The sequence below is a fragment of the Rhizobium sp. Root1220 genome (assembly GCF_001426265.1).
GTDB lineage: Bacteria > Pseudomonadota > Alphaproteobacteria > Rhizobiales > Rhizobiaceae > Rhizobium.
In genome coordinates this window covers 242,662-269,111 of the sequence record NZ_LMDG01000023.1, presented here as the reverse complement: position 1 = coordinate 269,111, position 26,450 = coordinate 242,662, and the positions used below count along the sequence as shown (strand labels likewise).

Genomic DNA, 26,450 nt, shown 5'->3' with positions numbered 1-26,450 from the left:
GGCCGCGACGGGCTATACGCCGCGCCCGTTAAAGGCGCGGCCAGGCCGCGATCAGGAGTGGTATGCGGCTTCACCGTGCGTTGCGAGGTCGAGACCTTCACGCTCCGCTTCGACGGTAACGCGCAGGCCGACAATCACGTCGACGATCTTGTAGAGGATCGCCGAGCCGACGCCGCACCATACGACGGTGGTGAGGATCGCCGTCAGCTGGGTGACGACCTGGCCGCCCATCGTCACGCCTTCGGCGTAGCCGATGCCGCCGAGCGATGCGCTTGCAAAGATGCCCGTTGCGATGGCGCCGAACATGCCGCCGATGCCGTGAACGCCGAAGACGTCAGCCGTATCGTCGTAGCCGAACTTGTTCTTCACCACGGAGACGAAGAAGTAGCAAAGCGGCGAAACGAGCAGCCCCATGATGATCGCGCCCATCGGGCCGACGATACCGGCTGCAGGCGTGATCGCGACGAGACCAGCTACCATGCCGGAGGCGCCGCCGAGCATCGATGCTTTTCCGCGAGTGAGCGTTTCGACAGCCGCCCAGGAAACGACGGCAGCAGCGGTCGCAACGAAGGTGTTGACCGTTGCGAGCATCGCGCCGCCGGAAGCTTCGAGGTTGGAGCCGGCGTTGAAACCGAACCAGCCGAACCAGAGCATTGCTGCACCGACCATGGTGAGCGTCATCGAATGCGGCGCCATCATGTCCTTGCCAAAGCCGGTACGCTTGCCAACCATGATCGCACCGATCAGACCGGCGACACCAGCATTGATGTGAACGACCGTACCGCCTGCGAAGTCCAGCGCGCCCATCTTGAAGAGCAGGCCATTGGCGTCCCAGACCATATGAGCGATCGGGAAGTAGACGAAGGTTGCCCAAAGAGCGCAGAACAGGACAACCGCCGAGAACTTGATGCGCTCGGCAAAGGCGCCGACGATCAGGGCAGGGGTGATTGCAGCAAAGGTCATCTGGAACATCGCGAAGATGAACTCTGGAATGACGACACCCTGCGAGAAGGTCGCAGCGGTCGAATCCTTTGTCACACCCGCCAGGAAGATCTTAGCGGTGCCACCCCAATAGGCGCTGTCGGAACCGCCGAAGGCGAAGGAGTAGCCATAGATCACCCAGATCAGCATCAGTACGGCGGCGACCATCGTGCACTGCATCAGCACCGAGAGCATGTTCTTGGCGCGCACGAGGCCACCGTAGAACAGCGCAAGGCCCGGCAGGATCATGAACAGAACGAGCAGGGTCGATATGAACATGAAGGCCGTGTCGCCCTTGTCCGGGACAGGAGCGGCGGCAGCAGCTGGAGCAGCCGTGGCGGCAGCATCTTGCGCGAAGGCGGCGACCGGCGCGAGCAGCGCAGCGGACGCAGCGCCGAGCCGCGCGAAAGTGGATGAAAACTTCGAAATGGACATTGAAAAAAGCTCCTTGCTCAGCCGTTACAGCGCTTCTGAGTCGGTTTCGCCGGTACGGATGCGCACCGCATGGTCGATCGAGTAGACGAAGATCTTGCCATCGCCGATTTGGCCGGTCTTTGCTGACGACGCGATGGCTTCGACAGTCTTTTCGACGAGTTCCGATGCAACCGCAATTTCGATCTTGAGCTTCGGCAGGAAGCTGACCGCGTATTCGGTGCCGCGATAGATTTCAGTATGTCCCTTCTGGCGCCCGTATCCCTTTACCTCGGTCACGGTCAGGCCTTGAATGCCGATCGCGGTGAGGGCTTCGCGCACCTCATCGAGCTTGAACGGCTTGATAATGGCCATCACAATTTTCATCTGGTTTCCCATCCTTCGTTGTCCCTCGGCGCGGAGCCGACTCTCCTTGCCCGCTGGCGTTTACGCACAGCGACCACCATCTTACATTCAAGGGGCGTGCCAGATTCGAATTGGAAACTAAGTTATTGAAAAATAAAGACTATGGCAGATGAAATCAATAAATGGGCAAATGATTGCCTAATAATCGCTCAAAAAACACTCAAATGAATAAATATGCTCACAATCTAGTCATTTGCTCTTTTGCGAATCAGACCCTCCTGCGCCACGGACGCAATCAGGACACCATCTCGCGTAAACAGGCTTCCCCGCGTCAAACCTCGCGCTCCGGACGCAGACGGGCTGTCCTGCGTATACAGGAGCCAGTCGTCGAGCTTCGTCGGCCGATGAAACCACATCGAGTGGTCAAGGCTGGCGACCTGGATGGTCTGATCGAAAATCGATGTGCCATGCGGATAGAGCGACGTATCGAGCAGGGTCATGTCCGAGAGGTAGGCCAGAATGGCCGCCTGGCAGTGGCGATCATCGGGAACCGGCCCCGTTGCTCGAACCCAGACGTGCTGAAATGGATCCAGTTTCTTGTCCGAGAAATAGTGTGTCAGCGACACCGGGCGGATTTCGATCGGCCGTTCGCGCTCCCAGTACTTCCGGATCGCCGCCGGCGCGTTGGCAAGGTACTGCGCTGCGATCTGGTGTTCGTCCAGCAGCTTTTCGGGAGGCGCGACGTCAGGCATCGGGATCTGATGGTCGAAGCCCGGCTCCTCGATCTGAAACGATGCGGAAAGAGCAAAGATCGCCTTTCCGTGCTGGATGGCGACGACGCGGCGCGTGTTGAAGCTGGAACCGTCACGTATGCGCTCGGCCTGATAGATGATGGGCACCGAGGGATCGCCGGGCCGCATGAAATAGGCGTGCAGCGAGTGAACGAGACGGCCAATCTCCACGGTACGCTGCGCCGCCATCAGCGCCTGCGCGATCACCTGACCTCCAAAAACCCTTTGCCAACCGACCTGCGGACTGCGCCCGCGAAAGATATCGACCTCGATCGGCTCGAGATCGAGCGTCGAAAGCAGCGTTTCCATCGCAGTCGGCTTGTCGGTATCGCGCGTCATTTTGTACAGCTCCTGACGGTAGGAAGTGCGGTGCCGATGATCTATATAGATCAACGCGATATTCACAAGAAATGGAACGGGACGCTATGCGGGACATGCTGGTTGTAGGTGCGGGTTATGTGGGGCTTTCCGCCGCCGTCGCGGTCAAGCAGGCGGCGCCCCATCTCGATGTCGTCGTCGTGGAAGCAGCACCCGCAGGCGTATGGGAGAAGGACATGCGGGCATCGGCGATCATCGCCGCCGCGACCAAGATGCTCGACGTTTTCGGGATTTGGGATCAGATCGAGCCCGACGCGCAGCCGATCACCAGGATGATTGTCACGGACTCGAAGACGTCAGATCCCGTTCGTCCCGTCTTCCTCACCTTCGATGGCGAGGTGCAGGACGGGAGGCCGTTTGCGCATATGGTTCCCAACGTCACCCTCGTGCGGGCGCTTCGGGGCACCTGTGAGCGGCTCGGCATCGAGATCCTGCATGGCCTCGGTGCACACGGGCTGACGACCGAGGACACCCATGCGTCGGTGACGCTTTCGGACGGCAGCATCATGGAGACGCGTTTGGTGGTCGCCTGCGATGGTGTCCGCTCCCAGATGCGGGAACTAGCCGGGATCAAGACCGTCTCATGGGATTATGGCCAGTCGGGGATCGTTGCAACGGTCGAGCATGAGCGCCCCCACCACGGCTGCGCGGAAGAGCATTTCCTGCCCGCCGGTCCCTTCGCCATCCTGCCGCTCAAGGGAAATCGTTCCTCCCTTGTCTGGACCGAGCCGACACCGGAGGCGAACCGGCTGGTCAAATCCGACGACCTCATTTTCGAGGAAGAGCTGGAACGCCGCTTCGGCCACAAGCTCGGCACCTTGAAGATCATCGGAGAAAAGCGCGCCTTCCCGCTCGGGCTTACGCTCGCGCGCGCCTTCGTCGCGCCGCGCGTGGCACTGGCCGGTGACGCTGCGCACGGCATTCACCCAATATCGGGCCAGGGGCTTAACCTCGGTTTCAAGGATGTCGCGGCACTCGCCGAAACCATCGTCGAAGCCGATCGCCTCGGTCTCGATATCGGGTCGATCAATATTCTCGAGCGCTATCAGACCTGGCGGCGATTCGACACGTTCCGCATGGGGGTGACTACCGATGTGTTGAACAGGCTGTTCTCCAACGATCTGGCGCCGATCCGTATCGCCCGCGATATTGGCCTCGGCATCGTGGATCGGCTACCGGGCCTCAAGTCCTTCTTCATCGGACAGGCGGCGGGAACGACGGCCAGGGAGAACCCCCGCCTACTCGCCGGACAGACGATCTAGTCAGTCATCGAGGCTGCGGGCCTCCGACACCAGCATGATCGGAATACCGTCGCGGATCGGATAGGCAAGGCGCGCCTTTTCCGACACCATTTCATTGTGCTCGCGATCGTAACTGAGATGCCCTTTGGTCAAGGGGCAGACCAGCAACTCCAGGAGCTTGGGATCAACGCGGCTGAGTTTTTCGTCCATGGCGAACAGATCTACTGCAGAACGGTATCGGAGTCACCGAAGACGCGGGCCAGCACGATCTCGGTGATGGCAATCAGCGTCTCGGCCCGTGTCCTCAGGTCCGGCGCCTCCAGGAGTGCCTGTTTCTCGGCCGGCCCGAAGGGCGACATCATCGCAAGTGAGTTGACGAGCGTCAGGTTGCTCGCCCGCTCCACACTCTCCCAATCCGCCTCGAGCTTGTTGGCCTCAAGATAGGCCTTGAAGGCGGCAAGAAGCGCAGACCGGTCGACGGCATCCTCCTCGTCCCGCGCCGAGAGATCGGCGATGAAAGGCGCGATGCGGAAACTGCGGAACGGGTTGTGGGTTTCCTTTTCTTCAAGGAGACGGAAGCGACAAATGCCGGTCAGCGAAACGATGTAGCGCCCGTCGCCCGTTTCGGCGAAAGAGGTGATACGCCCGAGGCAACCGACCGGGGCAAGGTGACCCTGGCCCTGTCTTTCCGCGGGTTCACCGAGCGCCGGCTGTACCATGCCGATCAGCCGGTTTCCCGACAACGCGGCATCCAGCATCGCCAGGTAGCGCGGCTCGAAGATATTCAGAGGCAACTGCCCGGTTGGCAGCAGAAGCGCGCCACCCAGAGGAAATACAGCGATCGTATCAGGCAGATCGCCGGGTTTTAGATATCGTGCATTCCCGACTTGCATAGAGGCTGGTCCCGCATCACTCAGCGAGCGCGACACCACGCCCGCACAAACGGGAATGTGGTGCCCGCCTCCGAAAACGCAAGGGCACTCACCCTAAACTTGAACCCCCGGCTTAAGAAAACAGCATGGCGGAGAGCTTGCGGCGCGCCGCGACGGTGGCGGCATCCTTGAAGCCCCAGACCTCGAAGAACTGCAAAAGCTGACGACGGGCGCCGTCATCATCGTAACCGCGGTCCTTGCGCATGATATAAAACAGGTTCTCGGCGGCCTCGTCGCGCCTACCCTCGACGTTGAGGATCTTGGCAAGCTTCATTCGGGCTGCATGATCATCGGGATTGACCGCAAGCTCGCGCTCGATCGCGACCGGATCGCCGAGCTTGCGGGCTTCCTCGATCTGGTCGAGTTTCTTCAATACGGCCTGGATCGCCGTATCCTTCGCCATCTCGTCCGGCAGCTCGGTCAGCGCCTCGCGTGCCCGCTCGTGCTGGTTGGCGGAAATCATGCATTCCGCCATGCCGGCCAAAGCCTTTGCGTTTTCCGGATCTGCCTGCATGATCGCGCCGTAAAGCTGCGCGGCTCCATTGACGTCGCCAGATGCCAGCAGTTCATCGGCTTCCTTGAGGACGGCCTCGATTTCAGCCGCCTGATCGGCACCGGGCGGTCCTGCGATTCGATCGATGAACTCTCGAACCTGGCTTTCCGGTACTGCACCCATGAAGCCGTCGGCGGGGCGGCCTCCGACGAAGGCAATAACGGCGGGTATCGACTGGATGCCAAGCTGACCGGCAATCGACGGATGATCGTCGATGTTCATCTTCACCAGCTTCACCCGTCCCTGGGCCTCGTTCACGACTTTTTCGAGCACCGGCGTCAGCTGCTTGCATGGCCCGCACCAGGGCGCCCAGAAATCGACGAGAACCGGCTGGTTGCGTGACTCCTCGATAACGTCCTTCGTGAAGTTCGCGGTCGTCGTGTCCGTGATGTAGCTGCCCATCGCCGGTGCGGGAGCCGCGCCATAGCTTGCCGACGCCGACATCTGGCCAAGGGAATTGCTGTAGGGGTTGTCGTTGCCGCTCATAGGTATCTCCCGCCACGCCGGTCAACCGGCTTTTCTAGCGCTAAAATCGTATGTCAGGACGTCACTTTCAAGACAAGCGGCTCATGCCCCGTCGCTTCCATGAAACGAATGAGGTCACCGCCCGCGATCGACGTCGTGGCATCGTTCGAAAGCGGATGGCAATTGACAATCTCGTCCTTCATCAGATCTGAGTCGAGGACAAAGGTAACATTGCCGCCCGTATCGTTGATTGCCCCGAAGGCGGTTACCGCGCCCGGTATGACGCCCAGATATTCCATCAGCTTTTCCGGCTTTCCGAACGACACTTTGCTGGCAGCGCCGATCAGCGTGTGTACCGTCTTCAGATCGACAGCCGCGTTCTCTTCCACCGTCAACAGGAAGAACCGATCCTTCTTGTCTTTGACGAAGAGATTCTTTGTGTGGCCACCGGGAATTTCGTCACGCAGGGCAACCGATTCCGCGACGGTGAAGACAGGCGCGTGATTGGTAGTGTTGTGTCTGATATCGAGCTCATCGAGAAAAGCGAACAGCTCGTCTCGGGTCTTCGGTGTTCTAGCGGTCATCTTGCAATCCATCGCAGTCGGGAAATGACAGGTGCCCTGATTAAGTCTGCGCGCCCACTTTTGCAATCTTCGCGATCGGCGCCCTCCCCTGCACTTGTGGCGTTCGGGACGCCTACGGACGCCACCGCCAATTTTTCTTCGGCTTTCAGTCATTTCCCTGTTGCATTTGAAAATCGTTTGGGCGATATAGCGCCCGTCGCCGCAAGGTGGCGCCCACGGTCCTCCAAACTACCACAGGCCGTCGGATTTATGAGCGGGTGTAGCTCAGTGGTAGAGCACAACCTTGCCAAGGTTGGGGTCGAGGGTTCGAATCCCTTCGCCCGCTCCAATTTCCTCAAAAGATAAAGCAATTTTCGCGACGGCGGCAAATACGGCGCGTAAAGAGTGAACCGTGTCGCCACGACCGCGGTGAGACCATAGACTCGGTTTGCCGTCGCTCGGACATGTTGTTGAAGACGCGCTCGATCCGAGCTGCCTGCATTCCCTTTGCGAAAACGATTGCTACATCCCGATCCCGCGCGCGTCCACTGTCTTGTTAAGCCTCGCGCCAATCGGGGCCACGCGCGCTAGGGCAAGTGCGAGCGCTTGCTTTCACGGCAACGTCGCCCTGCACAGCTGGTAGCGATGCGACCCGGTGCCAATCCCAGCGGTAAATACGGTGCAGCCGTCGGGATGCAGTGTGAACCCTGATTGCGCGACAATATGCGCAGCCTGGTCCCGTCGAGTCCGCTCCGATACATCAACATCGATTTTTCGAGATTGCGGCACGTCAAGGCGGCAGCTGTTTTCGCCACCAGCCGACGATACGACATCCACTCGGAGGCGCAGTCGGGTGGTTATCCCCCGAAGGAATTCGCAACCTTGTGGGCTTCGCGTGAGCTGTATCCGATGCGCCAAGTCATTGTAAAAGGCCATGTCGGATGCACGCTTGCTATTTTCGCCGTCGGTAATGACAAAGATCTGGCCGCCGCGTGCGCGCGCAATTTCCCTCGCCTTTTCAGCGTAGGCCGATGTAGCAGGAAAAGCATTCGCCAAGCCGATAAATGCGACGTCGGGGGGGAAGAGGGCTACAAGCCAGCCTAGCGGCTCTGTCGGGCTGGCCAGCAGAACGGTCGTGTGTTCAGAGCCAGACAGTGGGGGAGCTTCCACATGGTAGAGCGGATCGGCCCACCCCTCATGACCCCAAGTACGAGCGCCGCCGGTCAGAACGACGGCAGCCGCAGGGATCAGCAACCACGCAGTGATTCGCCGGGCCCGTTCGTACGGATTGAGTTGCGCCAGAAGAACAAAGAGCGCGATCGGCAAAAGAACTTCAAACGACACCATGTATCTGGAAATACTGAATATATTCATCCACATAAGATAGGCTGCTGCGATGAAGAACAGTAGGAACGCGGCCTCCGGCTTGAGGGTGGGCATTGTGACGCCGCGCCACCGGGCCCAGACTGCTCGCACCGCCCAGATCCAGAACGTGACATAGATGATCGGCCAGATAATTTGGCGCAGGGGTAGCTCGCCGACCCTACGGGCGTCTGCTGAAAAAAGAAAAGGCCAGAAAAAGGTTTCGACAAAGCCATCTGGCCGCCAGCGCAGGTCAGCAATGGATACCGGCGTGACAAGCGGATGCGGAAAGAAGTTACTGAACTGCGGAAAGAACGGATTACCGAATTCTTGGGCTAGCCGCACCATCCAGTAGCCACCTGTGATGGCGAAACCGACAATCGCCGAAATGCCGAAAACGATGGAAAGCCTCAATCTGAGACTCAGCGTTCCTCGATAACAAAACAAGAGCGCCAGACAGATGGAAAAGGCAGGTACCGCATTGGTCAGCTTAAGACCGGTGCTGACGCCGGCGAGCAGACCAGCGACCAGGAGCAGCGCCGTCGCCTTGGCGTTGCAGTGTCCGAGGGCCGACCAGCGCGAAACCATCAAGTAGATGGCTGCAAGAATGAAGATTGCAGTCGTGTTATCGCCCATGGAGTTGCCGATTTCTGATAGGAATACGGCTGTAACACATCCCGAAAGCGCCAACAGTATCGGCACGCGGTATCGATCTTCGACGGGTCTATCTGGAAGGACGACCACCGCGATACCCATCACAAAGATAAAGGCCGTCCCGTGAAGCACCCCTTGCAAGAAGCCCGAGAGCGCGGACGGCAGCGTCCGGTTGAGTAGATAGACGAATAGATCGAGCGTGGGATTGAAGTAGCCTTGGAACCCCGCTGGCGCCAAATCGATCGACAGCTTGTCATGCATCAAGGCGAATGGGTTGTAGACGTGATAGTTGTAGAGGTCCCAATTGGCGTCGGCACCGAGGATTAGGGAATACAAGCCGAAGAGCAACGGAACCATGATCGCCGCGAACACCGGAGCTTGTGGTCGTCGGAGCAATCCGCGTTGCCTGCTCTGCGAAACTCTCAACGTCGTCGTTTCAGCATTTACATTGAGATGGGTTTTGAACACCCACACTTTCGCACCTACGAAATTGAGGCCCATGCCAGCAACAGAGCCGCAAGCGACAGCGATCGCCGGCAGCAACCTTAGGTTTGGAAGCATTGAGACGACCAAGCAGTAGACCAGGTAATTCAAGGACCCACCCAATAGCATGGTGCCAAAATACAGCCACCATTCCTTATGGATTTTCTCGCTGTGGCTGTACCTGAACGTAAAGCGCCGGTTGATGAACCAAGTCACCAGTACCGCTGTGAGAAATGAGATCGCGCGACCAACCAGCAGGCCCACGCCATTGTGCAAGGCAAGCAGCAATACGCCCAGGTCGACTGCAAATCCGACAATGCCTACCACTGCAAAACTAAGGATTTGTCTCCGTAGTTCAGCCATCTGAGCCTGAACGCCAAAGGCTCGGCACTGCAAGGTAAGCAAGACGCTTGATTTCCATACGACCTCGCGTGACGGTGTTCAATACCATACCTGAGGTCAAAAGCAGAGCACCGAACAACATTATCGTTGCCGCCAGCACTGCTGTAGGCAAGCGGGGTACAAGCCCGGTTTCCAGGTAGGTGGTCAAAAGCGGCGCGGTAAGTATTACCGATGTCAGAACACAGACTATGAAACCAAATGCGAAGAATATCAGCGGCTTCTCCGCTTTGAAGAGACGTATGATTGTCAAAAGAATTCGCAGGCCGTCGCGATAGGTATTGAGTTTGCTGGTGGAACCGGGGGGACGCGAACGGTAGTCTGTCGTTATCTCGGACACCGGCATTCTGAGTTCATAAGCATGGACAGTGAGTTCCGTTTCAGTCTCAAAGCCGGATGCATGGGCAGGGAAGGATTTGACGAAACGGCGCGAGAATACCCGGTAGCCGGAAAGCATATCTTTTAGGGACTGCCCGAAGATCATCGTTACACACGCCGTCAGAAGCCAATTTCCAAACCGGTGCCCGGGTCGATACGCCTCGCGCTCGTTCGACGCCCGGCTTGCCACGACCATGTCCAATCCATTCGCTGTCATTTCCTCGATGAGGATCGGTGCAGCACTCGCGTCATACGTTCCGTCTCCGTCGACCAGGAGATAGATGTCCGCTTCGATATCGGCGAACATGCGTCTTATGACATTTCCCTTGCCCTGCTCCCGGACAGTATTCACGATTGCACCTGCCTCCCGCGCGCAAGCGATCGTTCGATCAGTGGAGTTATTGTCAAAAACATAGATGGTTGCACCGGAGAGTGTCCGGCGAAAGTCGCTAACGACCGCACCTATTGTGACTTCCTCATTGTAGCAGGGGATGAGGACGGCAACCCGCTTGTCCCCTCCCGGTTGCTCGGCATCGCACGATCCGGCCAGTCTGGCAGCTGTTTGCATGTCCGTTGTCATTCCGCGATTTCCAGTTTGAAGCACCGATTTTTCGCCGGGCGTTGTCGTGTGCCGAGAACGCGAGTGGTTACCGCGTGAGCGCGCTGCCGACAGCTTGCCAGCCGTTTGCCATTTCGTCCTTTGAGGATCCGTTTTCGCCGGCGCTCTCCTCGGAACGGACTGAACCCCTGCTGTCTGCTTGAGACTGACGGTCGGCGATGTAGGGAGCGAGCATTCTTTCCAAGTGGGCGGCGCTCACACCTGCGTTAAAGCCTCTCATTGCACCCTCTTACTGTTTACACTTTCTAAACACTTACCGGCTCGCACCATTTGCCGAAACACTTCAATCGAACTCTCCACCAGCTTTTGTTGCAAACAACAGTGGAGCCTCGCGCCGAACCTGCATCGAGACGCGGCCCGCCTGGCAGGCGGCATTCAGGCCAGTGCGGGCGGCCGGCGGTTCGGCTTGACAGCCTCGCCCTTCACGCTCTACCCTTCTCGCATTCACCAGGGGGGTCCCGGCAAGGGGCTGAGATACTGCTGGACAATACGGCTTGACCGTTTGTGGCGCAGTGACCCGTTGAACCTGATCCAGTTCATACTGGCGTAGGGACGGTGCAAGCGCTCGAAAGGTTTCGTATTCCCGCGTGGAATCCGTGCCGGCGTCTTTCCATCATTCCGGCTGAGGACTGGGTCTCCAACCTAAAACTTGGAGCCTCAACCATGAATATTGCCGCAAAGACCATCACCCCTTCAGTCACCATCGGCCCGCTGCCAGCCTCCCGCAAGATTTACATTCCCGGAGAGATCCACCCGGATATCCTCGTGCCGATGCGCGAGATCAGCCTCCACCCAACCTCGGGCGAGCCGCCGGTAGTGGTCTACGATTCTTCCGGCGCCTACACGATCGAGGGTGCTGAGATCCACATCGAGCAGGGCCTTCCCGAGCTTCGCCGCGACTGGGTTCTCGCCCGCGGCGATGTCGAGGCCTATGATGGTCGCCACGTCCGCCCCGAGGACAACGGCTTTGCCAGCGGCGAACGACTGACACCCGAATTTTCCGCCAAACGCCACCCGCTGCGGGCGAAAAACGGCAAGGCTGTCACCCAGCTCGCCTACGCGCGCGCCGGGATCGTGACGCCGGAAATGGAATTCATCGCCATCCGCGAGAACCTCGGCCGCAAGACCAGGGCCGAGGCGATGATCCGCGACGGCGAAAGCTTCGGCGCCCACATTCCCGACCACGTCACGCCCGAATTCGTCCGCCGGGAGGTGGCGGCCGGCCGCGCGATCATTCCGGCCAACATCAACCACCCCGAAGCCGAGCCGATGATCATCGGCCGGAACTTCCTGGTGAAGATCAACGCCAATATCGGCAACTCCGCCGTCACCTCGTCGATGGCCGAAGAGGTCGAGAAGATGGTCTGGGCTGCCCGTTGGGGCGCCGATACGGTCATGGACCTGTCGACCGGTCGCAACATCCACAATATCCGCGAATGGATCATCCGCAATTCGCCGCTGCCGATCGGCACGGTGCCGCTCTACCAGGCGCTGGAGAAGGTCGAGGGCATTGCCGAGAACCTGACCTGGGAGGTCTATCGCGACACGCTGATCGAGCAGGCCGAACAGGGCGTCGACTATTTCACCATCCATGCCGGCGTCCGGCTCCACTATATCCCGCTCACCGTCAACCGGGTGACCGGCATCGTTTCGCGCGGCGGCTCGATCATGGCCAAGTGGTGTCTTCACCATCACCGCGAAAGCTTCCTTTACGAGCATTTCGAGGAGATCTGCGATATCTGCCGCGCCTATGACGTTTCCTTCTCGCTCGGCGACGGCCTGCGTCCCGGCTCGATTGCCGATGCCAACGATGCGGCGCAATTTGCCGAACTGGAAACCCTGGGCGAACTGACGAAGATCGCCTGGGCCAAGGATTGCCAGGTCATGATCGAGGGCCCTGGCCATGTGCCGATGCACAAGATCAAGGAAAACATGGACAAGCAGCTCGCCGTCTGCGGCGAAGCGCCCTTCTATACGCTGGGTCCGCTGACGACCGACATCGCCCCCGGCTACGACCACATCACCTCCGGCATCGGTGCGGCGATGATCGGCTGGTTCGGCACGGCAATGCTCTGCTACGTCACTCCGAAGGAGCATCTCGGCCTGCCCGACCGCAATGACGTCAAGACCGGCGTCATCACCTACAAGATCGCTGCCCACGCCGCCGATCTCGCCAAGGGCCATCCGGCCGCCCAACTGCGTGACGACGCCCTGTCGCGGGCCCGCTTCGAGTTCCGCTGGGAGGATCAGTTCAACCTCTCGCTGGATCCGGAAACAGCCCGCAGCTTCCATGACGAGACTTTGCCGAAGGAAGCGCACAAGGTCGCGCATTTCTGTTCCATGTGTGGCCCGAAATTCTGCTCGATGCGGATCTCCCATGACATCCGTGCCGAAGCCCAGAAGGAAGGGCTGGACGCCATGGCGGCAAAATATCGCGAAGGCGGCGACCTCTACATGGCGATCGATACGACCCCGAAGGCGGCCGACTGAGATGCACGTTCTCGTCAGGGGGCCCGGCGTCGCCGGCCTCACCGTCGCCCATGAACTTCGCAAGCGCGGTGCCGATGTAACGATCGTGGATTCGTACCCGACATTCCGCCATGCCGCATCATGGCTCGCGGGCGGCATGCTGGCGCCATGGTGCGAGCGTGAAAGTGCCGACGAAGCCGTTCTGCTGAGAGGTCTCGACGCAGCCGACCGTTGGGATGCGATCCTGCCGGGAGAAGTTCAACGATATGGCACGCTGGTGGTGGCACCGGCACGCGATTACGGTGAACTGAAACGCTTTGCCGGCCGCACGACGGGCCATCAGTGGCTGGGCGACGCGGAGATTGCTTCGCTGGAGCCCTCGCTTGCCGGACGATTCCGGCAGGGCCTTTTCTTCCCCGGCGAAGCCCATCTCGACCCGCGGCGGGTGCTGACATTGCTGCGATACAGGCTCGCGGTTCAGGGCGTTGTCTTCGCAGAGCATAGCGCGAGCGAGGAGGGCTTCGACAATGTCGTCGACTGCACCGGCGCCGCCCGCATTGGCACAGCAGCGGGGCTGCGCGGCGTGCGCGGCGAGATGCTCTATCTCGAGACGCAGGAGATCGACCTCGCTCGGCCGGTCCGCCTGCTGCATCCGCGCTTTCCCGTCTACATCGTTCCTCGCGGCGCGGGCCTGTTCATGGTCGGCGCCACGATGATCGAAACGGAGTTCGGTGGACCGGTTGCCGCGCGATCGCTGATGGAACTTTTAAACGCCGCCTACGCGCTGCATCCGGCCTTTGCCGAAGCGACAGTCGTTGAAACCGGTGCCGGAATTCGCCCCGCCTTCCCCGACAATTTTCCCAGGGCGACCCGGGAAGGAAACCGGATCTCGATCAACGGCCTCTATCGCCACGGCTTTCTGTTGGCGCCGGCGATGGCCAAGGGCGCCGCTGATCTTGTGTTTAACCAAAATACCGCAGGAAGGAATGCCCCATGAAACTGATCATCAATGGCGAGCCGCAGGATATTCCGGCAACCACGCTGTCGGAATTGCTGAGCCTGATGGAATACGAGGGCGAGTGGCTGGCGACCGCCGTCAACGGCGAATTGGTTCATCGCGAAGACCGGCTTGGTCATGCACTCAATGACAACGACAGGATCGAGGTCCTTTCTCCGATGCAGGGGGGCTGAACGATGCTGACGCTCTATGGAACAGACGTGACATCCCGCCTTCTGCTGGGGACAGCCCGCTATCCCTCGCCGGCCATTCTCGCTGAGGCTGTCAGACAATCGGCAACGGAGATCGTCACCGTGTCGCTTCGCCGCGAGACCTCAGGCGGCAGCAGCGGCGGTGCCTTCTTCGAGATGAACCGGGCGCTCGGAGTCCATGTCCTGCCCAACACCGCCGGCTGCCACGGCGTCGCGGAAGCGGTGCTGACGGCGAAGATGGCGCGCGAAGTTTTTGGTACGAACTGGATCAAGCTCGAAGTCATCGGCAACCACGATACGCTGCAGCCGGATGTCTTCGGCCTCGTCGAGGCCGCCCGCATTCTGGTCGACGAGGGTTTCGAGGTCTTCCCCTACACCACCGACGATCTGGTGGTTGCAGAGCGCCTGCTTGACGTGGGCTGCAAGGTGCTGATGCCGTGGTGCGCGCCGATCGGCAGCGCCGCCGGCCCCCTCAATCCGACTGCGCTGCGTGCCATGCGCGCGCATTTCCCGGATGTGCCATTGATTGTCGACGCCGGCATCGGCCGGCCATCGCACGCAGTAACTGTCATGGAGCTCGGCTTCGACGCCGTCCTGCTCAACACAGCGGTTGCCGGCGCCGGCGATCCCGTCGCCATGGCAAGCGCTTTCTCCAGGGCGACCGACGCTGGCAGGCAGGCCTATGGAGCCGGCATGCTGGAGCCCCGCGACATGGCGGTTCCCTCGACGCCGGTTATAGGAAAGGCCGTATTCGCATGACGCTCGACCCCTTCTACCTCATCGTTGACAGCACCGACTGGGTGGCGCGACTGGTGCCGCTCGGAGTCAAGCTGGTGCAACTGCGCATCAAGGATCGTCCGGAGACCGAGCTACGCGCCGAAATCCGTACAGCCTTGGCCATCTGTGCCGCGCATCGATGCCAGCTGATCGTCAACGACTACTGGCAGCTGGCGATCGAGGAAGGCTGCGACTTCGTCCATCTCGGCCAGGAGGACCTCGCGGTAGCAGACCTCCGGGCCATCCGCGCGGCCGGTCTGAAACTTGGCGTCTCGACGCATGACGAAGTCGAGCTGCAGGCGGCACTGGCAGCCGAGCCGCAATACGTCGCTCTCGGGCCGGTCTACGCGACAATCCTCAAGCAGATGAAATGGGCACCGCAGGGGCTGGGGCGCCTTCGCCAATGGAAATCGCATGTCGGCCACCTGCCGCTGGTTGCCATTGGGGGCCTGAACATCGACCGGATCGAAGGTGTTATTGCCCACGGCGCCGATAGCGCTGCGGTCGTCACGGACATCACCCTGAACAAGGATCCCGAACTAAGAACCAGGCAGTGGCTCGCGGCAACCGATCCGTGGAGGACCGGAAAAATGCAATCCGCGTAAAGCGCGAGACGGGGCAACGAGGTGATCGAATTGCCTCGCAAGCGTCACCATTCCTTCAAAAAGGATTGATTTGCGCGTGGCCCTTGCTCATGGTGAAGCAGGCACGACAACGAACTGGGCTTGGAGCGCATGCTACAACGGACAGAGGAAACGGATGCCGCATTGGTCGACAGACTGCAGCAGGCTGCATTCAACTATTTCCCGAAACACTATAATCCGGACAACGGCCTTGTCGCCGATACGTCCATTGCTGATGTCCCCTGCAGTATAGCGGCGGTCGGCTTCGCCCTGTCCTCCTATACGGTTGCCGTCGAGCGCGGATGGATGGAGCGCGCCGAGGCCGTGCAGCGAACCACCCAGACCCTGTGTTTCTTCGCCAACGGCCACCAGGGACGCGAGCGCCACGCGATCGGCTACAAGGGCTTCTTCTACCATTTCCTGCACATGGACACCGGCCACCGCGCCTGGAACAGCGAGCTTTCGACGATCGACACGACGTTGCTCGTCGCCGGGGTCCTGACCGCCGCGGCGTATTTCGACCGCAACGACGGCGACGAAACCGAGATCCGCAGACTGGCGGTCTTGATTTATGAGCGCATAGACTGGCATTGGGCGCTGAACAAGGGCGAGACGGTCTGCATGGGGTGGAAACCCGGCAGCGGTTTCCTGCGCTGGCGTTGGCAGGGATACGATGAAGCCATCCTGCTCTATACCCTGGCGCTCGCCTCGCCGACGCACCCGATCCCCCAATCGAGCTACGACGTCTTCGTATCCAGCTATTCCTGGATGCTGTTTGGCGAGCAGCACTACCTTTATGCGGGACCTCTCTTCATCCATTTCTTCTCCCATGCCTGGATCGATTTCCGCGGCATCCAGGACAGGCCGATGGCCGAACGCAATTGGGACTACTTCCGCAACACCCAAGTCTGCATCGCCGTCCAGCGGGATTATGCCGAACGCAACCCCGGCCATTTCGTCGGCTACAACAAGAATGTCTGGGGGTTGTCAGCCTCCGACGGCCCGCCGCCGACACGCCACATGCGCGGCGGTCGTCACCCGCGCGTGCTTGGCTATGCCGCGCGCGGCGCTCCGCTTGGCCCGGACGATGGCACCATTGCACCATGGGCAGCCCTCGCCTCGCTGCCGTACGACCGCCAAGCCTCGATCGACGGCGTTCGTACGCTTCTGTCGACTTACCCCAGCCTCACCTATGAGGGTCGCTTTCCCGGCGGCTTCAACCCGACCGTGAAGACAAAGCGACCGGAGGGCTGGGTCGACGACCGGTGCGTCGGAATCGACCAGGGCCTTCTCGTCATGACAATCGAGAACGATCGATCGGACTTCATCTGGGGTCTGATGCGAAAGTCGCCCGTTATCCGCACGGGCCTGGAGCGCGCCGGCTTTACCGGCGGCTGGCTCGAAGAGAACGAAGACGTAGAGCGAAAGACCGCCTGATCAGCGACCGAAGACGTGTGCCTTGCCGGCAATGTCGAGACGAACCCGGTCGCCACGCTCGGGCAGGGCCACGCTCGACGTCTTGATCAGGATCGGCGGCAGCGCCACCCCGTCAAGCGACACCGCGACTGTGCAGGTCGCGCCGCCGAACTCCACCTCGACGACCCGTCCACCGTGTTTCTGGTCGCCGTCATCGGCGACGACGCGGATCTGCTCGGGCCGCAGCATGATCTCGACCTTCCCCTGATGACCTCCCTCGACCGCAACACGGCCGAGTGCGCAGTCGGCGATACCGTCACGCACGATTGCCGGCAGCATCACCGCATCTCCGAGAAAAAGCGCCGTCTCGCGGTCCTGCGGATGCAGATACAGCATTTGCGGTGATCCTGCCTGAACCAATCGGCCCTCGCGCAATACCGCGACCTGATCGGCAAAGGAAAGCGCCTCCGCCTGATCGTGAGTAACGAGGATCGTGGTGATGCCTGCCGCCTGTAAAACGCGCGCGACGGCCTTGCGCATGTTTTCCCGCAGACCGGTGTCGAGCGCCGAAAACGGCTCGTCGAGGAGCATCAGTCGCGGTCTGCGTCCAAGCGCCCTGGCAAGCGCCACGCGCTGCTGCTGGCCACCGGACAGTTGATGTGGTCGACGCGTCAGCATGCTGCGGTCAAGCTCGACCATGTCGAGCAATTCGATGATGCGCTTGTCCCGATCCGTGGAGCCCCGCGCAAATCCGAACCCGATATTCTGGGCCACGTCGAGATGCGGAAAGAGCGCACCCTCCTGCGATACGATGCCGATGCCGCGCTTGTGCGCCGGCACCGCGGCCGGCCCATCGGCCAGAAGTTCGCCGTCCAGCGTCACGCGTCCGATGTCAGGCTGCTCGAAACCGGCTATGATGCGAAGGAGGGTGGTCTTGCCCGAACCGGAGGGACCGACAACCGCCGTGCGACTACCTGCGGCGACATCGAGCGTGATGTTCTCGAGCGCCTGGACATGACCGTAGCGCTTGCTGGTGCGATCGATCCTAAGCAGCGTCATTGGCCTGCAGTCCGTTTTGATTGAGCATGAAGGAGGAGGGTCAGCGGCAGCGATAACACGACCATCATGACGGCGTAAGGCGCGGCCGACACGTAGTCTATCTCACTGGTCAACGACCAGAATCTCGTCGCCAGCGTTTCGACGCCGTTTGGCGCCAGCATCAAGGTTGCCGTCAGCTCGTTCGTGATGCCGAGCGCGACAAGGGCAATGCTCGCTGCCGCCCCCGGTGCCGCGAGGCGCATGGTGATTTGCCGTACCGCCTGCGCCGGCGTTCGCCCAAGCCCCATGGCGGCACGCTCGAGCTCGACCGGAGCCTGCGCAATGCTTGCGCGGAGGCCCACCATGGCACGCGGCAGGAACAGCAGAATGTAGGCGATGATGAGCGTTGCAAACGTCTGATAGAGCGGCAACACCAGCCTTACGGTGATGGTGACAAGCGACAGGGCCACCACGACACCCGGCAGGGAACCGACATAGTAATGGCAGGCCTCGAGAACGCGCTGGAAACGTCCGGGTGCACGAACCGAAAGCCACGCCATCGGTGCGGCCGCGACGGTGGAGAGAATGCCTCCTGCAAGGGCAAGAACTATGGTCTGCAGAAAGGCATTGCCGACCGTGTCCAGACGCCAGATGCCGAAGCCGCCGAAATAGAGCCAGCGCACCAACGTCACGAGCGGCACGCCGAGAGTCAGTCCGGCAAGCACAACCGGCACGAGGATCGCCGGCACGACGAACCAGCCGAGGCGGTGACGATCGGCCGGGCGCGCCGAACCGGAGCCGACGCGGGCATAGCGCTCGTTGCCACGCACCAGTACCTCGAGGCCCAGCAACAGCAGGCAGCACGCAACGAGCACCCCGCCCAGCATGTTTGCGGCCGGGCTGTTGTAGGCGGATTGGAACTGATCGACGATCGCGGTTGCGAAGGTGTCGAACCGGATCATCACGAAGAGCCCATACTCCGACAGCAGGTGGAGTGCTATCAGTAGCGAACCGCCGCAAATGGCAAGGCGTAGCTGTGGTAGCACGGCGCGGAAGAATACGCCCCACGGACCAACTCCGAGCGAGGCCGCAGCATCCTCGATCGCCGGATCCAACCGTCGCAGCGCGGCGGCGACAGGCAGATAGAGAAAGGGAAAGTAGGCAAGTACCGAGACGAAAACGCCGCTCTGCAGCCCCCGCATTCCCGGCACGAGGCTGACCCAGGCATAGCTATGGACGAAGGCGGGTACAGCCAGCGGCGCGACCGCGAGCCAGGCCCACAGACGGGCAAAGGGAATATCCGTGCGCTCCGTCAGCCAGGCAAGCGTCACGGCAAGCACAATCGAGACCGGAACCGTGATTGCCTCGAGAAGGACCGTGTTGACGAGCAGTTCGCCCACGCGCGGGCGAAACACCAGCTCCTTGACCGTCTGCCAGCCGACATCGACGGTGATCCATCCGATGAAGCCGAGCGGGACGAGGCTGAACAGGGCTACGACCGAGGCAAGGAGGAGGACGGAGATATGCGGCATGCGACCGCGCAGCCGATCCAAGCCCACCACCGGCTGCGTCGGCATCTTTTGGCCGGGAGCGAGCAATCTGTTGTCCTGCAGCAAGGCCGCCGCCTTCATATGCTGAAAAAGGAAGGCAACCGCCTCGTTAAATGCGGTTGCCGGATCTTGTCATGCCCTAAGGTTTTCTTGAGCCAAAAGCAATAGTTTTAGGTCAGGACAACCGCGCGGCTTCAGATGATGCCCGCGGCGGTCATGAGCTCGGTTACCTTCTTGCTGTTCAGCTTCGCAGGATCGACCTTTGGCGCCTGGAGATCGACCAGCGGAACCAGCTTGTCATTGGAGGCAGCACCCTTGCCGATGGCATACTCGTAGGATGTGCCGTTCTTCAGGATGTCCTGCCCAGGCTTGCCTGTGATGAACTTCAGGAACGCCTGTGCTTCCTTCTGGTGCTGGCTGGACTTCAGGATGCCGCCGCCTGAAATGCTGACGAACGCGCCCGGATCCTGGTTCTTGAAGTAGTGGAGCGCAACGTTCTTGCTGTTCTCGCCGGTCTTTGCCTGATCGCCGAACCAGTAGTAGTGATAGATCACCGCACCTTCGACTTCACCGGCATTGACGGCCTTCATGGCAACGCTGTTGCCCTTGTAGGGCGTCGAATCTTCCTTGAGCGCCTTCAGCCAGGCTGCTGTTGCCTCCTCACCCTTGAGTTCGAGAAGAGCACTGACGATTGCCTGGAAATCCGCGCCGGCAGGCGCCGCACCCCAGCGGCCCTTCCATGCCGGATCCGCGAGGTCGAGCAGCGACTTCGGGAGCTTGTCTTCGGTGAGCTTCGTCTTGTCATAGGCAAAGACGGTGGAGCGCGCCGCAATGCCGGTCCACATGCCGTCGGAAGGGCGGTATTCGTCGGGAACCTGCGCCAGCGTATCCTTTTCAATCGGCTCGAATAGGCCGGCAGAATCGACAAGCGTCATGGCGGGCGAATTTTCGGTCAGAAACACGTCGGCCGGCGAAGCTTCGCCTTCCTGTATGATCTGGTTGGCGAACTGCATGTCGCTACCCTGACGCATCGTCACCTTGATGCCGGTTTCCTTTGTGAAGGCATCGATCCATTCGCGTCCGAGGCTTTCATGCTGGGCATTGTAGACAACGATACCCTCGGATTCCTGAGCCTGCACGGCACTGGTTGCGAGCGACGTTGCGGCAAGAAGCGTGGTGACCAGCGCCACCGCGCCGGACAAGCGATTAAGGGAAATGTTCATGATGCCCTCCATGGCGTTTCACCTGAGTTTCCCCAAGGCGATGGGAGCCGTATATTTTTCTTGATTTCCAATTTCAAGTTTCCTTGACGGGAAGGAGATCACAAATACTTGAAAAATCAGCTCAACTTCAGAACGGCTCTAGAGAGCATTAATCGCGGAGACAACTTCGTTCTCGACGTCAATGCCGTTTTCCATAGCGCTTCTTCGGCCCGTCTGGCCACGCCGTCCGGGGAGCCGGACGCCCGGGTCGGACGAAATTTCGCTCGCCAGCACGCCCAGGCGCTCGGCAACGCCGCCTCCGCCACTTGCCAGGGGGTCGATGACGATCAGCATCTGGCCCAGACCGGGCGCACCCCCCTTGTCGTCGAAGAGCGAAGACGACTCGAACGAGAAATTCGCGCCAGTCAATGCGCCCGCCAGGATCTCGACCATCATCGCCAGCGCTGCTCCCTTGGCTTCACCGGAAGGGACCATGGTTCCTTCCAGCGCCGCGACCGCATCGGTTGTCGGTCGACCGGCCCGGTCGAACGCCCAATCCGACGGTATGGCGACACCCTTCTGTCGCGCGGCCATGATCTTGCCGCGGGCGACACGCGAGAGCGCGAGATCGATGACGAGAGGGTCGGCGTCCGGGATCGGAGCCGCGAAGGCGATCGGATTGGTGCCGAATATGGGCTTGCGGCCACCCCAGGCGGCCATCGACGCGGTGGCATTGGCAACCATCAGCGCGACAAGTCCCAGCTCCGCAAATCGCTCGACCGTCAAAGCCAGCACGCCGGCGTGATGCGAGCGGCGGACAGTCGCCAGAGCGATACCCTGCTGCCGAGCAATGTAGGGAAGTGCGGAAACGGCAAGGTCAAACGCCGGATAGGCGTAGCCATGGCAGGCATCGATCTGGACCACCGCCGGACGCGACCTCTCGAGCAATGGCTTGGCAAATCCGTCAACCTTGCCGGCTCTAGCCTGCATCGCATAGGCTTCGACACGTCGCAGGCCATGCCCACCCTGACCAGCGGCTTCGGCCGCGACGAGCGCTTTTGCGACAGAACGCGCATTTGACCCGTCGACGCGATTGCGCAACAGGGCATCGAACACCAGCGTCTCGGCAGCAGCCAAAGTCAAATGCATGGAAAACCTTCACGAAAGGAAAAAGGGCGATAACGCTGTTACGTCATCGCCCTTCCTGTCGCAATGCGGCAATTACTCGACGTCGAACTTCACGCCTTGCGCGAGCGGCAGCGTCTTGCCGTAGTTGACGGTGTTGGTCGTCCGGCGCATGTAGGCGCGCCAAGCATCGGAGCCGGACTCGCGACCACCGCCGGTTTCCTTCTCGCCGCCGAACGCGCCGCCGATCTCTGCCCCGGACGGGCCGAGATTGACGTTGGCGATCCCGCAGTCGGAGCCGCGAGCCGAAACGAAGGTTTCCGCTTCGCGCATATCGTTGGTGAAGATCGACGACGACAGACCCTGCGGCACCGCATTGTGCTGCTCCAGCACCTCATCGAAATCACTGTACTTCATCACGTAGAGGATAGGCGCAAAGGTTTCATTCGCGACTGGACCGGTCTGAGACGGCATCTCGACCAGCGCCGGGCGGACATAGAAGGCATCCGCCGAACCGTTCTCGACGCGCTCGCCGCCCGTGACCTTGCCACCGGCTGCCTTCGCCTGCTGAAGGGCGGACTGCATGTTGCTGAAGGCTTGCTTGTCGATCAGCGGGCCGACCAGCGTGCCGGCTTCGAGTGGGTTGCCGATGGTGACTGAGCCATAGGCCTTCTGCAGGCGCGGAACGAGCTTGTCATAGACGCTCTCATGGACGAACAGGCGCCGCAGTGTGGTGCAGCGCTGGCCGGCCGTGCCCATGGCCGAGAAGGCGACACCGCGAAGCGTCAGGTCCAGATCGGCGGTCGGGCAGATGATCGCGGCGTTGTTGCCGCCGAGTTCAAGGATGGCGCGGGCAAAACGCTGCGACAGGCGCGGACCGACAGCGCGTCCCATCGCCGTCGAGCCGGTTGCCGATACCAGCGGGACTTTCGGATGGTCGACGAGAGCTTCGCCCACCTCACGTCCACCGATCAACAGCGTCGACAGGTTGGCGGGCGCCGTGCCGCCCTCGGCGATGAACCGCTTGAGCGCCCTTTCGAAGAGTGCCTGAACGGCAAGCGCCGTGAGCGGTGTCTTTTCGGATGGCTTCCAGACCGTGGAGTTGCCGCATACGAGCGCCAGCGCCGCATTCCACGACCACACCGCAACCGGGAAGTTGAAGGCGGAGATGATGCCGACAACGCCGAGCGGATGCCAGCTTTCCATCATGCGGTGCTCGGAACGTTCGGTGGCAATCGTCAGGCCGTAAAGCTGGCGCGACAGGCCAACGGCGAAGTCGCAGATGTCGATCATCTCCTGAACTTCGCCAAGGCCTTCCGAAGTGATCTTGCCGACCTCGATCGAAACGAGACGACCGAGAGCAGCCTTGGACGAACGAAGCTCTTCGCCAAGCAGGCGAACCAGTTCGCCACGCTTCGGCGCCGGCACGGCACGCCATTCGAGGAACGCCGTGTGCGCCGCATCGATAGCCGCCTTCGCTTCGGCGACGGAGGCTTCTTTCAGCGCACCGATCTCCTTGCCGGTGACGGGCGAGGCCACACGGAGGGTGCCGCCGGTGTAGCGGCCCGCATCGACGCCCAACTCGGTGAGCAATTTCTTCGTCTCGGTGGCGAGGTCTAGCGTTGCAGTGGTCATTGTTGGTCCAACCTTGTTGTTCTCAAAAGCGGGCATCGGCGAAGTGGGCAACCTGGGCGCCGGCTTCGTACCATACTTCCTTGACGGCACGGAAGCTGGGTTCGCTCGGCGCCGTCAGAGGTAACGGCAGCTCGGCTTCACTCACCTGCCCAAGGATGTGATGAGCAAGCGTACGCCCGAAGACCGTACCGGGTGCAATACCGCGACCATTGTAGCCCGAGAAGCCGAGGACGTTCGGCGCGAACTTGTGAAAGCGCGGAAGTGCGTTGTCGGTCATTCCGATCTTGCCATACCACTCGCATTCGAAGTCTACATCGCCAATCTGCGGGAAGAGCTTCTTCAGCGAGCGCTTCGCCCACGAGGTGTGGACGGCAAGTCCGGTGTTGCGCAGCGCCCCGACGCTGCCGAAGACGAGACGGCCGGCCTGATCCATACGATAGGACGAGAGGATTTCCTTGGTATCCCAGACCCCCTCGCGGCCGGCAAGGATCGACTTGCGCAGATTTTCGCTGAGCGGGGTCGTTGCAAGATTGAAGTATGGCAGATGAACCTGCTCGGTGCGAACCTGCTCCCAGGGGCCGGTGCTATAGGCATCGGTGGCAACGATGATCCAGTCCGCGGTCACTTGCCCCGCTGCCGTTTTCACGATCCAGCGGTTGCCGTTCCGCTCCGTGGCAATCACCGGGCTCGATGTGTGAATCCCAACGCCTGCATTGGCCGCCGCGTGGGCAAGACCCCGCGCATAGGCAAGCGGCTGCAGAGTGCCCGCGCGCAGGTCGAGCAGCGATCCCGCATAGGCGTTGCTGCCGACACGCTTGGCTGTTTCCTCGGCATCAAGCACCGAAACAGGCGCACCGCGAGCACCCCATTGTCGGGCACGGTCTTCAATTTCCCTGAGACCACTGGCACCGACCCCGACGTGAAGCGTCCCGTTGCGCTCCAGTTCGCAGGCGATGCCGTGCGTGTCGATCAGCTCCATGACCAACCTTGGAGCGTTGCCAAGAAGATCGAGCAGCCGTTCGCCGTAAACGGGACCGAGCACACCGGGCAGGTCGTTGGGCATCACCCACATCCCCGCATTGATCAGCCCGACGTTACGACCCGCGCCGCCAAAGCCGATTTCCCTCGCCTCGAGCAGCACGACCTTGGAGCCGGCTTCGGCAAGATGCAGGCTCGAGGACAGCCCGGTATAGCCGCCACCCACAACGACGACATCGGCCGTCAAAGCACCCTCCAGCGCCGGGGTCATCGGCGCCGGAGGCGCAGTCTTTTCCCAGAGTCCATGGGAACGGGGATCATTCAGCATCGGTTTCGACCAATTGAGAGCTCAGGCATTCTAACGCTGCACGGATACTTGCGAAACCTCTGCCGCATCAGGCAACCGCCCTGAGTTCGAGGCCGGCAAGGCCAAGCAGATCAATCGCCATGTCCAATGACCGTGCCTGGCGCTCGGCATAGAGATCGAGCTCCTCAGTGATCGTTGCGCCAAGCGCCGCCTCGAATGCGTCGCGGTTCGAACGCGTGGCGTAATTCTGCTGCTGGTCTGTCCCAAGGTTGGACTGGAAGATGCCAGCAGCACTGACTGGCAGGAAGTCCTCGTAGACGATGGGATCGAACCTCAGATAGCCCTTGGCGATCAGCTCCTCCGCATCGGCGGGCAGCGCACCCCGAACGGCTGCCGCAATACCCTCAGGCGTCGCCGAATAGTGGAAGAAGGCGAGGCCCTGCGCACGCAATTCATCCCAGCTGTCCGGCAGCTCCTGGAACTGTTCCGACAACTCCGTACCGTAGTCGCCCGCCTTGGCTCCGCTGGCGCCGACCTGCACCTCGCCGCGAACCGAGGCAAGCAGGCGGTCGTAGAGCGCCCGGCCCTTTGCGGTCAGCGCCACCCCGCGCTGCTCGATTTCGCCGAAGCGAGCGGTATGCGTCCCGTTGGCGGCTCCATTCGCACCGGCAAAGGCAATGGTCTCTTCCAGCGCCTTGAAGCTCGTCTGTCGCAGCAGAATATCGCATTCGCGGCGTGGCGGCCCCTCGATGACGGCCTTTGGCGTGATCCCGCGCTCCGGCATCCGCCGCTGCACGGCATCGATATCGAGCGTGCGTGGCGTCAGGTGATTGATGTGAGGTCCCTTGAAGCTCACCACATCCGCGATCAGCCGATGCGCGTCATGCAAACGCTTGTAGGTTTCAGCGCTGACCGTCGCCTCGCCATGCCAGCGGAAGGTTTCCAGCGCCTCCGCGACGAACTCCACCGCTTCCGCTTCGATCAAACCGCCAGCCTGCTCGTGGCGTTCGATCAGTTCGATGGCGCGCTGGGTATAGATCTGGCGCTGCGCCAGGATTTCGGCGGCTTCTGCGCGGAGCGCATCGTCCTCGATCAGTTCAAGGCGCAACAACGAGGTGAAAACGCGGAACGGGTTGATGCTCAGGGCAGCGTCATCGATCGGGCGAAAACAGGTTGAGTGAACCGGTACGCCGGCAACCGAAAGGTCATAGTAGCCGACGGGCTGCATGCCCATCACCGCAAACAGACGACGGATCATATGGAGTTCACCTGCAGCACCAAGACGAATCGCGCCATGGCGCTCCACATCGATCCGCTCGAGTTCACCGGCCCGTGTCAAACGGCCACGAAGCTCCGCATTCGCAGCCAATACTTCCGCATTCACCTCCGACACGAGTTCCAGCAGCGTCCCGTATTGCGGCACCTCGGCGCGGTACATCTGCGACATCGCTTCCGTGAAGAGCGAACGGATACGGTCGGCGGAAACGAAACCCATTGGCATGACGAGACTCCACGGTCATTCCGATTTTGTAGAATGACGTCCTT

At 61.0% G+C, this 26,450-nt stretch carries 21 protein-coding genes, 1 tRNA gene, 2 pseudogenes and 1 riboswitch; of the genes and pseudogenes, 8 read left to right on the top strand and 16 right to left on the bottom strand.

What is annotated here, in order from left to right; all coding sequences use genetic code 11:
* Positions 1 to 51: 51 nt before the first annotated feature.
* The 3 genes from ASC90_RS15630 to tesB all read right to left on the bottom strand — a co-directional run bounded on the left by ASC90_RS15630 (position 52) and on the right by tesB (position 2,888).
* Positions 52 to 1,416, bottom strand: coding sequence for an ammonium transporter (locus tag ASC90_RS15630; RefSeq protein WP_056542137.1), 1,365 nt, complete (start codon positions 1,414 to 1,416; stop codon positions 52 to 54).
* Positions 1,417 to 1,440: 24 nt separating this feature from the next.
* Positions 1,441 to 1,791, bottom strand: a complete 351-nt coding sequence (locus tag ASC90_RS15625) for a P-II family nitrogen regulator (RefSeq protein ID WP_056542135.1) — start codon at positions 1,789 to 1,791, stop codon at positions 1,441 to 1,443.
* A gap of 212 nt (positions 1,792 to 2,003) precedes the next feature.
* Positions 2,004 to 2,888, bottom strand: a complete 885-nt coding sequence (gene tesB, locus ASC90_RS15620) for an acyl-CoA thioesterase II (RefSeq protein ID WP_056542133.1) — start codon at positions 2,886 to 2,888, stop codon at positions 2,004 to 2,006.
* Between the two features lie 35 nt (positions 2,889 to 2,923).
* On the opposite strand from tesB, the pseudogene ASC90_RS15615 reads away from it, so the two are divergent.
* Positions 2,924 to 4,189, top strand: a pseudogene (locus ASC90_RS15615) (ubiquinone biosynthesis hydroxylase); the annotation flags it as partial.
* On the opposite strand, the gene ASC90_RS15610 reads toward ASC90_RS15615, so the two are convergent.
* The 4 genes from ASC90_RS15610 to ASC90_RS15595 all read right to left on the bottom strand — a co-directional run bounded on the left by ASC90_RS15610 (position 4,190) and on the right by ASC90_RS15595 (position 6,702).
* Positions 4,190 to 4,378, bottom strand: coding sequence for a Trm112 family protein (locus ASC90_RS15610; RefSeq protein ID WP_056542128.1), 189 nt, complete (start codon positions 4,376 to 4,378; stop codon positions 4,190 to 4,192).
* 11 nt (positions 4,379 to 4,389) lie between these two features.
* Positions 4,390 to 5,061 (bottom strand): LON peptidase substrate-binding domain-containing protein, encoded by a 672-nt coding sequence (locus ASC90_RS15605; protein WP_056542126.1) that lies wholly within the window; start codon positions 5,059 to 5,061, stop codon positions 4,390 to 4,392.
* 112 nt (positions 5,062 to 5,173) lie between these two features.
* The gene (gene trxA / locus ASC90_RS15600) at positions 5,174 to 6,139 is read right to left on the bottom strand and encodes a thioredoxin (RefSeq protein WP_056542123.1); all 966 of its coding nucleotides are present in this window, start codon (positions 6,137 to 6,139) and stop codon (positions 5,174 to 5,176) included.
* A 53-nt stretch (positions 6,140 to 6,192) separates the two neighbouring features.
* A complete protein-coding gene (locus ASC90_RS15595; protein WP_056542630.1) occupies positions 6,193 to 6,702 on the bottom strand; it encodes a prolyl-tRNA synthetase associated domain-containing protein in 510 nt (169 codons plus the stop codon).
* 253 nt (positions 6,703 to 6,955) lie between these two features.
* Between ASC90_RS15595 and ASC90_RS15590 the strand changes: the two genes are divergently transcribed.
* A tRNA-Gly gene (locus tag ASC90_RS15590) sits at positions 6,956 to 7,030 on the top strand.
* 263 nt (positions 7,031 to 7,293) lie between these two features.
* Here the strand turns inward: ASC90_RS15590 and ASC90_RS15585 are convergent.
* Entirely contained in the window at positions 7,294 to 9,585 is a 2,292-nt protein-coding gene (locus ASC90_RS15585; RefSeq protein WP_244480395.1) for a GtrA family protein, read from the bottom strand.
* Positions 9,536 to 10,525 carry a glycosyltransferase gene (locus ASC90_RS15580; RefSeq protein ID WP_056542626.1) on the bottom strand — a complete coding sequence of 330 codons (990 nt, stop codon included), beginning with the start codon at positions 10,523 to 10,525 and terminating at the stop codon, positions 9,536 to 9,538. The genes ASC90_RS15585 and ASC90_RS15580 overlap by 50 nt, the downstream gene beginning before the upstream one ends.
* A 490-nt stretch (positions 10,526 to 11,015) precedes the next feature.
* A riboswitch (TPP riboswitch) is annotated at positions 11,016 to 11,147 on the top strand.
* Positions 11,148 to 11,239: 92 nt separating this feature from the next.
* Between ASC90_RS15580 and thiC the strand changes: the two genes are divergently transcribed.
* The 6 genes from thiC (at position 11,240) to ASC90_RS15550 (ending at position 17,091) form a co-directional block, all read left to right on the top strand.
* Positions 11,240 to 13,066 (top strand): phosphomethylpyrimidine synthase ThiC, encoded by a 1,827-nt coding sequence (gene thiC / locus ASC90_RS15575; RefSeq protein WP_056542121.1) that lies wholly within the window; start codon positions 11,240 to 11,242, stop codon positions 13,064 to 13,066.
* Between the two features lies 1 nt (position 13,067).
* Positions 13,068 to 14,042 carry a glycine oxidase ThiO gene (gene thiO / locus ASC90_RS15570; RefSeq protein WP_056542120.1) on the top strand — a complete coding sequence of 325 codons (975 nt, stop codon included), beginning with the start codon at positions 13,068 to 13,070 and terminating at the stop codon, positions 14,040 to 14,042.
* Complete coding sequence (gene thiS / locus ASC90_RS15565) at positions 14,039 to 14,236, top strand: sulfur carrier protein ThiS (RefSeq protein WP_056542118.1); 198 nt, start codon at positions 14,039 to 14,041, stop codon at positions 14,234 to 14,236. The genes thiO and thiS overlap by 4 nt, the downstream gene beginning before the upstream one ends.
* 3 nt (positions 14,237 to 14,239) lie before the next feature.
* Positions 14,240 to 15,013, top strand: a complete 774-nt coding sequence (locus ASC90_RS15560; RefSeq protein ID WP_056542116.1) for a thiazole synthase — start codon at positions 14,240 to 14,242, stop codon at positions 15,011 to 15,013.
* Positions 15,010 to 15,636, top strand: a complete 627-nt coding sequence (locus ASC90_RS15555) for a thiamine phosphate synthase (protein ID WP_056542114.1) — start codon at positions 15,010 to 15,012, stop codon at positions 15,634 to 15,636. Before ASC90_RS15560 ends, ASC90_RS15555 begins: the two co-directional genes overlap by 4 nt.
* Positions 15,637 to 15,765: 129 nt before the next feature.
* Positions 15,766 to 17,091, top strand: a complete 1,326-nt coding sequence (locus ASC90_RS15550; protein ID WP_056542112.1) for a glucoamylase family protein — start codon at positions 15,766 to 15,768, stop codon at positions 17,089 to 17,091.
* Here the strand turns inward: ASC90_RS15550 and ASC90_RS15545 are convergent, their stop codons facing one another.
* From ASC90_RS15545 to ASC90_RS15515, 7 genes and pseudogenes are all read right to left on the bottom strand, one after another.
* The gene (locus ASC90_RS15545) at positions 17,092 to 18,129 is read right to left on the bottom strand and encodes an ABC transporter ATP-binding protein (RefSeq protein ID WP_056542110.1); all 1,038 of its coding nucleotides are present in this window, start codon (positions 18,127 to 18,129) and stop codon (positions 17,092 to 17,094) included.
* A pseudogene (locus tag ASC90_RS15540) lies at positions 18,126 to 19,794 on the bottom strand (iron ABC transporter permease). Before ASC90_RS15540 ends, ASC90_RS15545 begins: the two are co-directional and overlap by 4 nt.
* A 58-nt stretch (positions 19,795 to 19,852) precedes the next feature.
* A complete protein-coding gene (locus tag ASC90_RS15535; RefSeq protein ID WP_056542624.1) occupies positions 19,853 to 20,881 on the bottom strand; it encodes an iron ABC transporter substrate-binding protein in 1,029 nt (342 codons plus the stop codon).
* 138 nt (positions 20,882 to 21,019) lie between these two features.
* Positions 21,020 to 22,009: an Ldh family oxidoreductase gene (locus ASC90_RS15530; RefSeq protein WP_056542106.1), complete on the bottom strand. Its 990-nt coding sequence runs from the start codon at positions 22,007 to 22,009 to the stop codon at positions 21,020 to 21,022.
* Positions 22,010 to 22,081: 72 nt separating this feature from the next.
* Entirely contained in the window at positions 22,082 to 23,620 is a 1,539-nt protein-coding gene (locus ASC90_RS15525) for an aldehyde dehydrogenase family protein (protein WP_056542104.1), read from the bottom strand.
* Positions 23,621 to 23,642: 22 nt separating this feature from the next.
* The gene (locus ASC90_RS15520; RefSeq protein ID WP_056542102.1) at positions 23,643 to 24,926 is read right to left on the bottom strand and encodes an FAD-binding oxidoreductase; all 1,284 of its coding nucleotides are present in this window, start codon (positions 24,924 to 24,926) and stop codon (positions 23,643 to 23,645) included.
* Between the two features lie 67 nt (positions 24,927 to 24,993).
* Positions 24,994 to 26,406, bottom strand: coding sequence for a VOC family protein (locus ASC90_RS15515; protein WP_056542100.1), 1,413 nt, complete (start codon positions 26,404 to 26,406; stop codon positions 24,994 to 24,996).
* Between the last annotated feature and the right edge of the window lie 44 nt (positions 26,407 to 26,450).